The sequence below is a fragment of the Kaistia sp. SLG-1 genome (genome assembly GCF_059699055.1).
Map to the genome: position 1 here is coordinate 3,233,889 of NZ_AP048544.1, position 14,143 is coordinate 3,248,031.

13 protein-coding genes are annotated in these 14,143 nt (G+C 67.2%); 9 read left to right on the forward strand and 4 right to left on the reverse strand.

Annotated elements, in window-relative coordinates; all coding sequences use genetic code 11:
* Nucleotides 1–23 precede the first annotated feature (23 nt).
* The gene (locus AC6HZP_RS14665; protein ID WP_497523458.1) at nt 24–1,121 is read left to right on the forward strand and encodes a glycosyltransferase; all 1,098 of its coding nucleotides are present in this window, start codon (nt 24–26) and stop codon (nt 1,119–1,121) included.
* Here the strand turns inward: AC6HZP_RS14665 and AC6HZP_RS14670 are convergent.
* Nucleotides 1,093–2,727: a glycosyltransferase family protein gene (locus AC6HZP_RS14670; protein ID WP_497523459.1), complete on the reverse strand. Its 1,635-nt coding sequence runs from the start codon at nt 2,725–2,727 to the stop codon at nt 1,093–1,095. The genes AC6HZP_RS14665 and AC6HZP_RS14670 overlap by 29 nt on opposite strands.
* Nucleotides 2,728–3,264: 537 nt before the next feature.
* On the opposite strand from AC6HZP_RS14670, the gene rfbF reads away from it, so the two are divergent.
* Genes rfbF through AC6HZP_RS14700 form a run of 6 tightly spaced genes read left to right on the forward strand, consistent with a single transcriptional unit; the run spans nt 3,265 to nt 8,847 of the window.
* The gene (gene rfbF / locus AC6HZP_RS14675; protein ID WP_201399877.1) at nt 3,265–4,083 is read left to right on the forward strand and encodes a glucose-1-phosphate cytidylyltransferase; all 819 of its coding nucleotides are present in this window, start codon (nt 3,265–3,267) and stop codon (nt 4,081–4,083) included.
* A gap of 3 nt (nt 4,084–4,086) precedes the next feature.
* Nucleotides 4,087–5,190, forward strand: coding sequence for a CDP-glucose 4,6-dehydratase (gene rfbG, locus AC6HZP_RS14680; protein WP_497523460.1), 1,104 nt, complete (start codon nt 4,087–4,089; stop codon nt 5,188–5,190).
* A gap of 36 nt (nt 5,191–5,226) precedes the next feature.
* Nucleotides 5,227–6,471 (forward strand): DegT/DnrJ/EryC1/StrS family aminotransferase, encoded by a 1,245-nt coding sequence (locus AC6HZP_RS14685; RefSeq protein WP_497523461.1) that lies wholly within the window; start codon nt 5,227–5,229, stop codon nt 6,469–6,471.
* A 20-nt stretch (nt 6,472–6,491) separates the two neighbouring features.
* Nucleotides 6,492–7,463 (forward strand): NAD-dependent epimerase/dehydratase family protein, encoded by a 972-nt coding sequence (locus AC6HZP_RS14690; protein ID WP_497523462.1) that lies wholly within the window; start codon nt 6,492–6,494, stop codon nt 7,461–7,463.
* Nucleotides 7,463–8,455, forward strand: coding sequence for a glycosyltransferase family 2 protein (locus AC6HZP_RS14695; protein ID WP_497523463.1), 993 nt, complete (start codon nt 7,463–7,465; stop codon nt 8,453–8,455). Before AC6HZP_RS14690 ends, AC6HZP_RS14695 begins: the two co-directional genes overlap by 1 nt.
* Nucleotides 8,455–8,847, forward strand: a complete 393-nt coding sequence (locus AC6HZP_RS14700; protein WP_497523464.1) for a GtrA family protein — start codon at nt 8,455–8,457, stop codon at nt 8,845–8,847. Before AC6HZP_RS14695 ends, AC6HZP_RS14700 begins: the two co-directional genes overlap by 1 nt.
* A gap of 42 nt (nt 8,848–8,889) precedes the next feature.
* On the opposite strand, the gene AC6HZP_RS14705 is transcribed toward AC6HZP_RS14700, so the two are convergent.
* The 3 genes from AC6HZP_RS14705 to soxR form a co-directional block, all read right to left on the reverse strand.
* A complete protein-coding gene (locus tag AC6HZP_RS14705) occupies nt 8,890–9,933 on the reverse strand; it encodes a Gfo/Idh/MocA family protein (RefSeq protein WP_497523465.1) in 1,044 nt (347 codons plus the stop codon).
* Between the two features lie 271 nt (nt 9,934–10,204).
* On the reverse strand, nt 10,205–11,674 hold the full coding sequence (locus AC6HZP_RS14710; protein ID WP_497523466.1) for an MFS transporter: 1,470 nt from the start codon (nt 11,672–11,674) through the stop codon (nt 10,205–10,207).
* A gap of 200 nt (nt 11,675–11,874) precedes the next feature.
* Complete coding sequence (soxR, locus tag AC6HZP_RS14715) at nt 11,875–12,330, reverse strand: redox-sensitive transcriptional activator SoxR (protein WP_497523467.1); 456 nt, start codon at nt 12,328–12,330, stop codon at nt 11,875–11,877.
* 231 nt (nt 12,331–12,561) lie between these two features.
* Here soxR and AC6HZP_RS14720 point away from each other — a divergent pair, with 231 nt between their 5' ends.
* Both AC6HZP_RS14720 and AC6HZP_RS14725 read left to right on the forward strand, forming a co-directional pair.
* Nucleotides 12,562–13,170 (forward strand): superoxide dismutase, encoded by a 609-nt coding sequence (locus AC6HZP_RS14720; RefSeq protein ID WP_497523468.1) that lies wholly within the window; start codon nt 12,562–12,564, stop codon nt 13,168–13,170.
* A 198-nt stretch (nt 13,171–13,368) separates the two neighbouring features.
* Nucleotides 13,369–14,142 carry a ferredoxin--NADP reductase gene (locus AC6HZP_RS14725; protein ID WP_497523469.1) on the forward strand — a complete coding sequence of 258 codons (774 nt, stop codon included), beginning with the start codon at nt 13,369–13,371 and terminating at the stop codon, nt 14,140–14,142.
* Nucleotide 14,143 lies beyond the last annotated feature (1 nt).

The window sequence follows — 14,143 nt, forward strand, 5'->3', positions numbered from 1 at the left end:
GCTGTCATCCGGCGGAGGCCAGCGTGCGAATTGCGTTCGTTCTCTCCGGCTTCGGGGCCGGCGGCGCGGAGAAGGTCGTCAACCTCCTGGCCCACCATCGCCAGAGGCAGGGCGACACGATCCATGTGCTCGCCGTCAACGCCGGCGATCCCGCGTCCTATTTCCCGTACGAGCCCGGGATCGAGCTCTCGGCGCTCGGAGGCCTCGGCAATGGCGCCGGCCGCGTCGCCGGTACCGGCCGGCGGATTCTCGCGCTCCGCCGGCGCCTCGCCGAGCTCTCGCCCGATCTCGTCGTCTCCTTCCTGACCAAGGTCAATGTGATGACGGGTCTCGCCACGCTCGGTCTCGACGTGCCGGTCATCCTGTCGGAGCGCAACAATTTCCTGTCGCAGGCGAAAAGTCCGCTCTGGCGGCTGGCCGGGCCGATCGCCGCACGGCGCGCCGCCCGCCTCGTCATGCAGACGAAAGAGGCCTGCCTCGCGCTACCCTCCTCGCTGCAGTCGCGGGCGATCGTCATCCCCAACCCGGTCGCCCCGATGCGCGCCGCCCTCCCCGGCGACGGCACGCGGATCGTCGCGGTCGGCCGGCTGGAGAAGCAGAAGGGGTTCGATCTCCTGCTCGACGCCTTCGCTAAAGCCGCGGCGCGCCTACCCGCCGCCCGGCTGACGATCTTCGGCGAGGGCCCGGAGCGCGACGCGCTGGAGAAACAAGCGCGCGATCTCGGCATCGCGGATCGCGTCCGCCTGCCGGGCGTCACCCGCTCGCCGGGCGACTGGGTTGTCGAGGGCGATATCTTCGTGCTGAGCTCGCGCTTCGAGGGATTTCCGAACGTCCTGCTCGAGGCGATGTCGGCGGGCCTGGCGACGATCGCCTTCGACTGCCCGTGGGGGCCATCCGAGATCCTCGACAATCCCGATGCCGGGATCCTGGTGCCGGCCGGCGATGTCGGAAGGCTGGCCGACGCGATGGCGCGCCTTGCCACCGATTCCGATCTGCGGCAACGGCTCGCGGCCACGGGGGCGGCCGAGGCCGCCGCGCGCTATTCTCTGCCCTCGGTGCTGGCGCTCTGGGACGCGGTGATCGCAGCCGCGGTTACGGCGCCGGCGGCTGTGCCGGCCTGAGATAGAGCATTGCGGTGCCGTAGCGATCCCGGACGCCGAGGTTCGAGACCGGCGCGTAGCCATTGGCCTCGGCAAAGGCGCGCATCGGCGCCTCCAGCACCGGATCGAAGCCGAGCAGCAGCGCTGCCGGCGGATCGCTGGCGAGAAGGGCACCGACCCGCGTCGGCGACGTCATCCTGTACTGGGCGGCGAGCGCCGGCTTGGTCAGGTCGCCGCTCCGATAGGCGAACGGCCCCGTCGCCAGCTCCGGATAGACCGCGAGCCCGCCTTCGAGCGGATAGAGCGGCGCAAGGGTCGCCACCTTGCCATGCGCCCCGGCCTCGGCCATCCGCTCGGCAATGCGGACGCCGTCATCATGCACCTGCATCACGGTCCAGCGCCCGGGATGCGGCGCCCGGCCGAGAAACTGGCCGAGGCGCGGCGTCGCGATCAAGAGCACGATCGCCGTCGCCGCGACGAGAACCGGCAGGACGTGCCGCCGCTCGTCGACGCCGAGATCGCCGAAGGCAAGAGCGAGCGCCAGCGGAAGGCAGATCAGCGGCGGCGCGAAATATTGCGGAAAGCCCGGCGTCGGGATGAAGCTGAAGGCGACGCTGAACACCAGCGCGCCGAGCACGACCAGCGCCGGCGCTGAGACGGCGCACAGCGCCGGACGGCCCTCCGCCCGACGGCGAAACGCCGTGATCAGCAGGGTCAGCACCACAACGAGGGCCACGGCGATCCCGGCCGAAAACCAGATGTCGTGCGCCAGGAGCAGCTTGGCGACCAGCGACATCGCCGCCCCGTCATCCGCCGAACCCGACAGGCGCATGTACTGCACATGCGGACCGGTGTGATAGCCGAGCACATGGGCGAGGAAGCGCGACCCGTCGGTGGCGAGGTAGTAGAGGATCGGCAGCCCGCCGACGACACCGCCGATGGCCAGCGGCGCCACCACCCAGGCCGCCCGCTCGCGGACGCCAAGGGCGCGCGGCAGCAGGAAGGCGGCGATGGCGATCGGAAACACGAAGGCGACGGCGCTGACCTTGAAGCAGACGGCGAGCGCCAGGAAGAAGCCCGACGCGGCATAGTAGAGAGGCTGCGGCCGCTCGTCCCGGACGCCGAGGACGAACAGCGCGACGCCGATGAAGGACAGCGGCAACGGCAGCAGATTGTTGGTCGCGGTCATGCCCGGCTGCAGCAGGAAGTTCTCGTTCATCAGGCTGAGCAGCACGATGCACCAGCTCACCAGGCGCGAGCGCGTCAGCACATAGCTGAAGGCGGCGATCGCCGAGATCAGAACCACCCAGCCGAGCAGGACGCCGAGCCGCCCGGTCAGCAGCAGATGATCCGATCCCGTCAGCCGGCCGATGCCGTAGAACAGCCAGGCCGAGCCCGGCGTGTGGTTGTAGAAGAAGTCGCGGTAGATCTGCTCCGTCTCGAGCAGGCGGATCGGCGGCACGTAGAGCTGCTCGTCCTTGCGCATCTCGAAATTCAGGACGCGCAGCGCCACCATGGCGAAGATCAGAAGAGAGAGGATCGCGACGCCGGCGCCGACGAGCGCCGATCTCGACCTTGCCGCTGGATGGGCCATTCCGAAGGCAGGGGCTTTCTCAAGATAGGCCATTGCGAAGCTCCGAATGGATCGTGCGGGAAGCCCGGACAAGCGCTGTGCCCGGCATCGTCCGGGCGCTCGATCCAGGCGTTGCCGGCGAGCCGGCCGTCACGCCTTCAAGAATTTCCGGAATACTGAGTATCCGGATTGTTGTCCGCAAACCATACAGTCAGAAACCCGACAGACGACCAAGGGATTATCCTGACATTCCCACGCCTTGCGGGCTTACCCAAGCTAAGATAGCATCCTTGCCAATATAATACTTATCGATGTTTCTTAAATTCGATGAGCCAGGACGATATCAGGCAAGCAGCCCGGATACTTTCTTTTAAATTATCAAATATGTCGACTGCTTGCATATTCGACATGCTGTCCTCGCGACACTGTTATCGATTCCGATCCTGAACACTGCCGATCGAGGCATCTCGCGGAGCGCGTCCGGCGGGCGCGCTCCCCGGTATTCCGGGTCTGTCCCCGCCATCCCGAAGTCCGCCATCACTTTGGGGGTATCACCTGCGCCAACCCATGGCAGGCACGCGGAGGCCGATCATGAAAGTCGTTCTACTGGCCGGAGGTCTCGGGTCCCGTCTCGCCGAGGAGACCAACCGCATCCCGAAGCCGATGGTGGAAGTCGGCGGAAGGCCGATCATCCTGCATGTCATGGATATCTACAGCCACTGGGGCTATCGCGACTTCGTCGTGGCCGGTGGCTACAAATGCATGCTGATCAAGAACTTCTTCCACAATTTCCACCTGTCGACGGCGGACTTCACGGTCGCCCTCGGCAGCGGATCGATGGTCCTGCGGCCGACCCGGCCGCTCGACTGGAACGTCTCCGTCGTCGATACCGGCCTCTCCACCATGACCGGCGGTCGCCTGCTGCGGCTTCGCGACTGGCTCGACCGCGACACCTTCATGGTGACCTATTCGGACGGTGTGGGAAACATCGACCTCGACGCGCTGCTCGCCTTCCATCGCTCGCATGGGCGGCTTGCCACCGTCACCGCCGTGCAGCCGCCGGCGCGCTTCGGCAATCTGGAGATCGAGGGCGATCGGGTCGTCGAATTCACCGAGAAGGTGCGCAAGCACGAAACCTGGATCAATGGCGGCTTCTTCGTCTTCGAGCCCGGCGTGCTCGACTATATTCCCGCGCTCTCCGAGCCGCTGGAGATGTCGCCGCTGACCCGGCTCGCCAAGGATGGCGAGCTGTTCGCCTACAAGCATCACGGCTTCTGGCACCCGATGGATACGGTTCGCGATCGCGACTATCTCGAGGGACTCTGCGAAAGCGAGGATCCGCCCTGGCTGCAATTCGCCAAGCCCGTCCCGCCGGTCGTCGGCACGACGCAGCCCGAGGCAAGGATCTAGGCCATGGCCGACCAACGCCTCGACGAACGTTACCTCGCGGAGGTCCTGCGCGGCCGGCGCATCCTTGTCACCGGCCATACGGGCTTCAAGGGCGGCTGGCTGTCGCTCTGGCTGCGCCGGCTGGGCGCCACCGTCGTCGGCGTCGCGCTGCCCCCGACCGCGCCCTCGTTCTGCAAGGCGGTAGGGCTCCAGTCACTCGTCGACGGCCGCGTCGGCGACATCCGCTCCGAGACCGCCTTCGGCCGCAGCATCGAGGGCGAGGATTTCGACCTCGTCATCCACATGGCGGCGCAGGCCTTCGTGCGCACCTCGTTCGAGGCGCCTGTCGACACCTACCTGACCAATGTCGTCGGCACGGCCATCGTCCTCGACGCCGCCCGCCACATGCCGTCGCTGCGCGGCGTCGTCGTCGTCACCAGCGACAAATGCTACGACAACCGCGAATGGGTCTGGGGCTATCGCGAGAACGACCCGATGGGCGGCCGCGACCCCTACAGCTCGTCCAAGGGCTGCGCCGAGCTCGTGGCGGCGGCCTTCCGCGCCTCCTATTTCAACGATCCGAACGGACCGCAGCTGAGCACGGTGCGCGCCGGCAACGTCATCGGCGGCGGCGACTGGGGCGCCGATCGCCTGATCCCGGATCTCGTCCGCTCCGTCGAGACCGGCATGCCGGTCCGCCTCCGCAATCCGAAGAGCGTCAGGCCCTGGCAGCTCGTCCTCGAGCCGGTACGCGGCTATCTGCTGCTGGCGGCGCGCCTGCTGGAAACGGGCGCGCGCTATGCCGGCGGCTGGAATTTCGGTCCCGACACCCGCTCAACCGTCGAGGTCGGAACGCTGGCCGACATGGTGATTGCCAAATGGCAAGGAAAACGGCCGCGCTACGTCGTCGAGCGACGCGATAATGAAGCGCCCGAATCCGCCGTGCTCCGCCTCGACAGCACCAAGTCCAGCGTCGATCTCGGCTGGAGCCCCCTGCTCCGGCTGGAGGAGACGGTCGCGATGACGGTCGCCTGGTACCAGAGCTACCGGCAGGATCCGGCCGGGATCCTCGCCTTCTCGCAGCATCAGATCGACGAATACGCCGCCGCCTGGGGGCGTGGCGACTGATCTCCGGCCTCGCCGGACGCAAACGAGGTGAGCCAAATGCGCGTGAACTACGGTCAATCCGTCTATGGCGAGGAAGAGATCGCGGCGGTCGTCAAGGTCATGCGCTCGTCGACGCAGATGGGCCCCTCCGTCCGGGCGATGGAGCAGCGCGTCGCCGCCCTGTTCGCCAAGCCGCATGGCGTCATGGTCAATTCGGGTTCGTCGGCAAACTATCTGGCGATCGAGATCCTCGATCTGCCCAAGGGCTCCGAAGTGATCACGCCGGCGCTGACCTTCGCGACAACAGTCGCGCCGATCGTGCGCGCCGGCCTCGTCCCCGCCTTCGTCGACGCGGCGGAGGCCACCTACAACATCGACGTCGCCGCGATCGAGCGGATGATCTCGCCGAATACGCGCGCCGTGATGATCCCGTCGCTGATCGGCAATCTGCCGGACTGGGACAAGATCCGCGCCATCGCCGACCGGCATGGCCTGATCGTCGTCGAGGACAGCGCCGACACGCTCGGCGCCACGCTCGACGGGACGAGCACCGGCACCCGCTCCGACATCAGCACCACCAGCTTCTACGGCTCGCATGTGATCACCGCCGCCGGCAATGGCGGCATGGTCTGCATCCGCGACGACGAGCTGGCGCGGCGCGCCAAGCTGCTGCGCTCCTGGGGCCGCACCTCGTCGCTCTTCGTCGATTCCGAGACGATCGAGAACCGCTTCAACGTCGAGCTCGACGGCTTCGCCTATGACGCCAAGTTCGTCTTCGAGGAGCTCGGCTTCAACGTCGAGCCGTCGGAAATCGGCGCCGCCTTCGGGCTGGTGCAGCTCGACCGGCTGGAGCAGAACATCGCGGCACGGGAACGGAACTTCGCCGCGCAGCGCGCCTTCTTCGCCGATTACGAGGAATGGTTCCTGCTGCCGAGGCAGATCGCCGGCGCGCGGACCGGGTGGCTCGCCTTCCCCCTCACCGTCCGGCCGGACGCCCCGTTCACGCGGCGCGACATGCAGATCTTCCTGGAGCGGCGCGACATCCAGACCCGGCCGGTCTTCACCGGCAACATCCTGCGCCAGCCGGCGATGGCCGGCGTCCAGCACAAGGCGGCGCCGGGCGGTTATCCGGTCGCCGACGACGTCATGCGCGGCGGCATCCTGCTCGCCTGCCACCATGGCCTGACGGAAGCGCAGCTCGCCCATATCCACGAGACGTTCCGGGATTTCGCGAGGGAAATCACCGGCCGGCCGGCCGCCCGGATGGATCGCTCCCCGGCAGCGATCGCAGGGGGCCCGTGAAGGGCGCGGAGGCGGCGACGATGTCGCGGATCCTTATCACCGGCGGCGCAGGCTTCATCGGCTCGCATCTGGTCGACGCCTGCCTCGCCGCCGGCCATGTCGTGCATGTGCCCGTCCGGCCCGGCTCCGACGACCATCGCCTGCGCCACGCCTCGGGCCGCCTGATCCGCCAGGACTTCGACCTGCTGGACGAGGATGCGCTGCGCCGCTTCATGGCGGACGCGCAGCCGGAGCTGATCTTCCACCTCGCGGCGCGGCCCCGCCGTCCCGAGGATCCGGATCTCGACGACGCGCGCGATGTCGTGCGCGAGGATCTCCTGGGGCTGATCGGCCTGATCGCCGCCGCGGCTAGCGTTCCGCGCCCGGCGAAGAAGCTGGTCCGCACTGGCTCGCTCGCGGAATATGGCGCGGCGCCCTCGCCCTATGACGAGGCCGTCCGCGAGGCGCCGCTGACGGCCTATGCGGCGGGCCTCGTCGCGGCGACGCATTTCTGCGCCGCGCTCGGCCGCCGCCTGCCCTTTCCCATCGTCACCGCCCGGCTCGCCCTCACCTATGGCCCCGCGCAATCGACCGAATACCTGCTGCCGCTGCTGATCCAGCGCTGCCTCGCCGGCGAGCGGATCTTCGTGCGGCACCCGACCGACCGGCGCGACCTCGTGCATGTCGACGATGTCGTCGACGCGCTGCTGCGGCTCGGCAGCGCCCCGCGCCCCGAAGCGGCGATCGTCAATATCGCCAGCGGCGTCGCCCCTTCCATGCGCGAGGTGGCCGAACGCGTCATCGAGCTTACCGGCGCCGATCCCGGATCGATCACCTATGGCGACGAGCGGGCCTCGTCCGGCGCTCCCGATTTCCGCGGCACGACGGCGCTGGCAGCGCGATGGCTCGGCTGGCGCGCCAGGACGCCGTTTTCCGAAGGGCTGACGCGCACCGTCGCCTGGTATCGCGCCGCATTGCCGGAAGCGCGCGCCCGCGCCGGGGAGGTGTCGTGATGGCCCATCCGAAGCCGCTGGTCTCCGTGCTGGTGCCGGCCTTCAACGAGGAAGCGAATGTCCGCCGCGCCTATGAGGCGATCACCGACACCTTTCTCACGCTTCCCGGCTACGACCACGAGATCGTCTTCACCGACAACCACTCGACCGACCGCACCTTCGAGATCCTGAAGGAGATCGCCCAAGACGACCCGCGCGTCCGCGTCATCCGCTTCAGCCGCAATGTCGGCTACCAGCTGTCGCTGCTCACGGCCTACAAGGCCGCCAATGGCGACTGCTCGGTGCAGATCGACTGCGACCTGCAGGACCCGCCGCATCACATCCCCGCCATGCTCGCGCTCTGGCGGGAGGGGCACCAAGTCGTCTACGGCATCCGCAAATCGCTGCAGGACGGCTGGTTCACGGTGCTGCTCCGGCGCGGTTTCTATCGCTCGATCCACGCGCTCAGCGAGGACGAGCTGCCGGTCAATGCCGGCGAGTTCCGGCTGGTCGATCGCCGCATCCTGACCGAGCTCCGGCAGGTCGACGACACCTCGCCCTATGTGCGCGGCCTGATCAGCGCCATGGGCTTTTCGCAGGTCGGCTTCGAATATGACCGGCAGGCGCGGGTCGCCGGCGGCAGCAAGTTTCCGTTCCGCGCCATGCTGGCGCTCGCCGTCGACGGCATCCTCAACCATTCGCTGGCGCCGCTCCGCCTCGCCTCGATGGCGAGCCTCGTCGTCGGCACGGTGACGCTGCTGCTGCTCTTCGGCTATCTTGTCGGCAAGCTGCTGTTCGGCCAGGACTGGCCGGCCGGCTTCGCGACCACTACCATGCTGCTGCTGCTCTCGATCACCTTGAACGCCGTGTTCCTCGGTATCGTCGGCGAGTATATCGGCCGCATCTTCATGCAGTCGAAGCACCGGCCGAAGCCGATCGTCGAGGCGACGCTGAACGGCGACGCCGGGCGGCGCGTGCGCAAGCTGACCATTCCGGACCTGGAGGCCGGCTGATGCTCTCGCCTTCCGCCCCGCCCCGCGCGGGAAACCTCGACACGCTGCTGCGCTTCGCGGCGGTCGGCGTCGTGACGACGCTGCTCGACATCGCCCTCTTCACGGGGCTGACGGCAGCGGGCGCGCCGCCGGCGCCGGCCAACCTCGTCTCCTATTCCTGCGGCATCGTCGTCAGCTACACGCTAAACCGAAGCTGGACCTTCGAGGTCGGGCACAGCCCGATGCAGGCGCTGAAATTCGGCGCCTCGACGCTGACCGGGCTGCTGATCTCGACGGTCCTCGTCGCCGCGCTCGCGACCCTGATGCCGGCGCCCTTCGCCAAGATCCTGAGCGTTCCCGTCGTCTTCTGCTGGAACTACCTCACCGCCCGGCTCTGGGTTTTTCGAGCCTGAAGGGAACGGCGGGGCACGGTTCGCGCCCCGCCGCCGGATCCGCTAAACCGCCTCGTCCTTGCCGGTACGGTCGGAGAGCTGCGCCAGGTCGAGCACTTTCTGGATGGCGGCGGCGCGGCGGAAGGTCGGCTCCTGCGCCTTGCCGGCCCGGACCGCCGCGACGAAGCGCTGGTAATTGGTCTCGACCGGCTCGAGCGGAACCTCGCGCCAGGTCGCCGTGTCGAGGTCGTCGCCCCGGCAGACGCGCAGCGTCGAGACGCCGGTGTTGTAGTTTATCTCCAGCGCGCCCTTCTGACAGAAAATCCGGAGCAGCAATTCGTCGAGATGGCCGGCCGCCATGCGCGTCGCGTGGATGACGCCGACCGCGCCGGAGGTGAAGTCGACATTCAGGGTGAAGCTGTCATTGGCGTCGAGGTCGTATTCGCCGATGCGGTTGCCCGGCGCCTTGTCGAAGGTCTTCAGACGACCGAACACATGCGCGATGTCGAGGCCAGCGCCATAGGAGGCGAAATCGACGAGGTGGATGCCGATATCGCCGAGCGTGCCGTTCGAGCCGTGCTTCTTCGACAGCCGCCAGAGCCATTTGCTCTCGGTCTGCCAGTCGCCCCAGGCCTTGGCGACGAGCCAGCTCTGCAGATAGGACGCCTCGACATGGCGCACCGGGCCGAGCTCGCCCGATAGCACGATCTCCCGCCCTTTCTGGATGGCCGGCGAGTTGCGATAGGTGAAGTTCACCATGCCGACCTTGCCGGAAGCCTCGATCGCTTCCGTCATCTCAAGAGCCTTCTCCGCGTCGGTCGCCAGCGGCTTCTCGCAGAAGACATGCTTGCCGGCGGCGATCGCCTGCATCGTCGTCGGATGATGGATGCGGTCCGGCGTGACATTCGCCACCGCGTCGAACTCGCCCCAGGCCAGCGCTTCCTCAAGGGTCGCGAACTGCCGTTCGATCCCGTGCTCGGCGCAGAAGGCGGCGAGACGCTCCGGCACGACATCGACGCCGCCGACGACGCTCACCCCCTCGATGGCGGAAAAATTCTTGGCATGCTGATTGGCCATGCCTCCCGTGCCCAGAATGAGCAGACGCATCTCGACCCTTCCTCCCGGTCCCGATTGAAGCCGCGCCCGGGCCTCTTCCCTCCCGAGCGCGACTGGCGCAATCGCTTCGTTGCGCACCCGGATGATAGCGACGGCTTTCCTTCGGGAACAAGCACGGAAAGGCGCCGGACGACTCGGGGAGCGGACGCCGGGGGGACGGAGCGTCCGCTCCCCGGCGCTCAGCGCCGGCGCATCGACCGGCGCGACAGGACCGCGAAGTCGGCGCGGGAAACGAGAGGCGACGCGAGGATGCGCGGCACGATCATCCCTTCCCGGCCGTGAGCCGCACGACGCGGAGCGCGACGGCGATGCAGAGGAGCGGCGCGATCGCGAAGATCCCCGCGAGCCACAGCGCGGCGCTGGTCGCGCCTTCGACCCCGCCGGGATTGGCGATGCCGGCGATGTTCGCGACCATGCCGGCGCAGGCGGTGCCGAACGCCATGGCGAAGAGCTGCACCGTCGTCACGCCGCCCGAGGCCAGGTCCTGCTCCTCCGCCGGCGCGCTCAGGAAGATGCGCGTGACGAGATTGGGCCAGGCGAGACCGATGCCGAAGCCGATGAACACCAGGCCGAGGCAGATCGGGCCGAGCACCATCCAGTCGCCGCCACCGGCGACCGGCATGAACAGGGCGAACAGAACCAGGCCGATCAGGACGAGAACCGGGCCGATCACGATCAGCCGGTGGCCGCTGCGCTTCTGCCAGCGCGAGCTCAGGATCGATGCGACGCTCCAGCCGAGCGACATCAGCGCAGCGAGATAGCCGGCCCAGAGCGGCGATTGTCCGTGCAGGTTCTGCAGCAGGTAGGGAACAAAGACCTCCGGCTGCAGAGCCACCATCAGCAGCGTGACCGCGAGATAGAGCGCCCCGAGCGGCGTGCCGATATGGAAGGAATTGCGCGGCAGCAGGCGCGCTTTCGAACGGCCGTCCGCGACGGCGATCAGCCCGATCATCGCGAGGCCGCCGACGAGGCCGGCGATGTTCCAGGCAAGCTCCGACGACAGGCTTCCCGCCGAAACCGCCAGCACCGCGCCGGTCAGGAGCGCCAGCTGCGGCAAGGGCACGGAGACGCGCTCGTTGCGGTCCCAGCTGCTCTTGGGCAGCGTGACATAGGCGAGGATCGCGAACAGCGCCGCGAAGGGCAGCAGCGACGAGAACGCGGCGCGCCAGGCGCCATATTCGGCGAACACGCCGCCGACGGCCGGCCCGATCAGGGTCGCCACGCCGAACATCGCCGCCACCAGGCCGATCGCCCGGCCCCAGAGCCGCTCCGGCAGGACGACGCGGGTCAGCGCATAGGCGAGCGCGAACAGGAAGCCGCCGCCGAGCCCCTGGACGCTGCGCCCGATCAGCATGACCGGCATGTTCATCGCCAGCGAGCAGATCAGCGTGCCGGCGCCGAACAGCAGCGTCGCGATCAGATAGGCGCCGCGCGGCCCCCGGCTGCGCAACAGTTTCGCTGTCAGCGCCGAGCCGAGGATCGACGCGACGACGAACAGCGTGGTCGCCCAGGCATAGAAATCGAGCCCGCCGATATCCGCGATCACGGACGGCATGGCGGTGGTGGCGATGTAGATGTTCACGGCGTGCAGCGTCACGCCGCCCGCGAGCGCCAGAGCGTAGATGCCGTTTCTGCCAGAGAGCAGCTCACCCCATCCGGCAGGGGTATCGCCCATGGAAGGCGGCGCGATGACGCCAGCCTCCGGAACGAAATCAGTTAGGTCGTTATGCATGTCGGCCTCCTTCGCGATCTCTCGTCGCTAGCCGACAGGGCTTATAGGACCTCAAGCATGGTTGAGGTCAAGCCTGTTCGTCATTTTGGAGCCAAAGACGAGAAGATCCATCCGCCGGCCAGGAAGGTCGCCCGGCAAAGCTTTGACTTTTCAACGAAATCGACACTTCGGCGGCCGCACGCGTCAGGCCAGCCTCGCCCTCAAGGGCGGGATCCGAGGCGTCGCGGGCCGGCCCCGACCCGGCCGAGTTCATCGTCCGGATTGCGCAGCGGGCACTCGGTGAGCGACAGGCAGCCGCAGCCGATGCAACTCGTCAGCTGGTCGCGAAGCTGCGTCAGCGCCACGATTCGCTCCTCCAGCATGTCCTTCCAGCCATCGGTGAAAAGCCGCCAGTCCCGCGCATTGGGGACACGGTCATGCGGGAGCCCCTCCAGCGCATCCTGGATGACGGCGAGCGGGATGCCGGCGCGCTGAGCGATCTTGATGATGGCGATCCGGCGGAGCACGGCGCGGTGATAGCGGCGCTGGTTGCCGGCGGTGCGCCAGCCTTCGATCAGCCCCTTGCTCTCGTAGTAATGCACGGCGGAGACGGCGATGCCGCTCCGCTTCGCGACCTCGCCCACCGTCAGCGTCGACTTGCTGGTGTTCTCGCTCATCTCAACCTCAATCATGCATGAGGTCTATCGGACCGGGCGGTGGGTTAACAAGGCGTTACCATTCTTAGCGACGATCCGCCGATTATTCCAAGTCATGACTTGACATATCCGGGAAAGAATTTATCAAAGCATCAGCTTGGCAAATAGGCCGACCGCGCCGGACACGGCGTCATGTCGGCCGCTGCCGGAAGCCGCGCCCGACCGTTCGGGCGAACCGATGAGGACATCACCATGGTATTCGAACTTCCCGCCCTTCCCTATTCGACCGACGCGCTGGCCGAGGCCGGCATGAGCACCGAGACGCTGGAGCTGCATCACGGCAAGCACCATCAGGCCTATGTCACGGCGCTGAACGGCTTCGTCGAGAAGAACGACGCGCTGAAGGGCAAGTCGCTCGAGGAGATCATCCGCTTCGCCAACGGCAAGGCGGATCTCGCGCCCGTCTTCAACAATGCCGGCCAGCACTGGAATCACATTCTGTTCTGGCAGTCGCTGGCGCCGAAGGGCGGCAAGCTGCCGGGCGCGCTGGAAAAGAAGCTCATCGAGGATTTCGGCAGCGTCGACGCCTTCAAGGACGCCTTCAAGACGGCGGCGACGACGCAGTTCGGTTCCGGCTGGGCCTGGCTGGTGCTGGGCCAGGACGGCAAGCTCAAGGTGACGAAGACGGCGAATGCCGACAATCCGTTCGCCGCCGGCCAGGGCCACGCCCTTCTCGGGCTTGATGTCTGGGAGCACAGCTATTACGTCGATTTCCGCAATCGCCGTCCGGACTATGTCGGCAATTTCCTCGACAAGCTGGCCAATTACGAGTTCGCCGAAGCGCGCCTGAACCAGGCCTGACCTCGGCAGCGCGGCGGCTCCCGCCCCTGGAGCCGTCGCCTCGTTCGGAAAGCAGGCCGCAAGGCGAGGAAGCCGATCCTTCGGTCCGGAGGAAAAGGAATCCATGTCACAAGACTCGCCGGCCGGCGCTCTACGGGGTAAGCCGTCACACCACCGGCAATTCAGGCCAACCGAACGACGCAGCGAGCCCCTTAGAGCATGAGCAACTTCTACGAAGAAACCGTTGTCGACATCCACCACTGGACCGACAGCCTGTTCTCCTTCCGCACGACGCGGAACGCCGCCTTCCGCTTCCAGAGCGGCCAGTTCACGATGATGGGCCTCGAGGTCGAGGGCCGCCCGCTGACCCGCGCCTATTCGATCGTCAGCAGCCACTATGACGACGAGCTCGAGTTCTTCTCGATCAAGGTGCCGCACGGCCCGCTGACCTCGAAGCTGCAGCACGTCAACAAGGGCGATCGCGTCCTCGTCGGCAAGAAGCCGGTCGGCACCCTGCTCTATGACAATCTCGAGCCCGGCAAGCGACTCTGGCTGCTGTCGACCGGAACCGGCCTGGCGCCGTTCCTCTCGATCATCCGCGACCCGGAAACCTATGAGCGCTACGAGAAGGTGATCCTCGTCCACGGCGTCCGGCAGACGGCCGAGCTCGCCTATGGCGATTTCATCCGCGACCAGCTGCCGGCCGACGAGTTCCTCGGCGAGCAGGTCACCGAGAAGCTGGTCTATTACCCGACCGTGACGCGCGAGCCCTATGTCAACCGCGGCCGCGTGACCGATCTCATCGTGTCCGGCCAGATGTTCAACGACCTCGGCATGCCGCCGCTGGACGCCGAAATCGACCGCGTGATGCTGTGCGGCAGCCCGGCCATGCTGAAGGATTGCCGCGACATCCTCGTCGAGCGCGGCTTTGCCGAAGGCAGCCAGAACAAGGCCGGCCAGTTCGTCATTGAAAAGGCATTCGTCGAAAAATGAG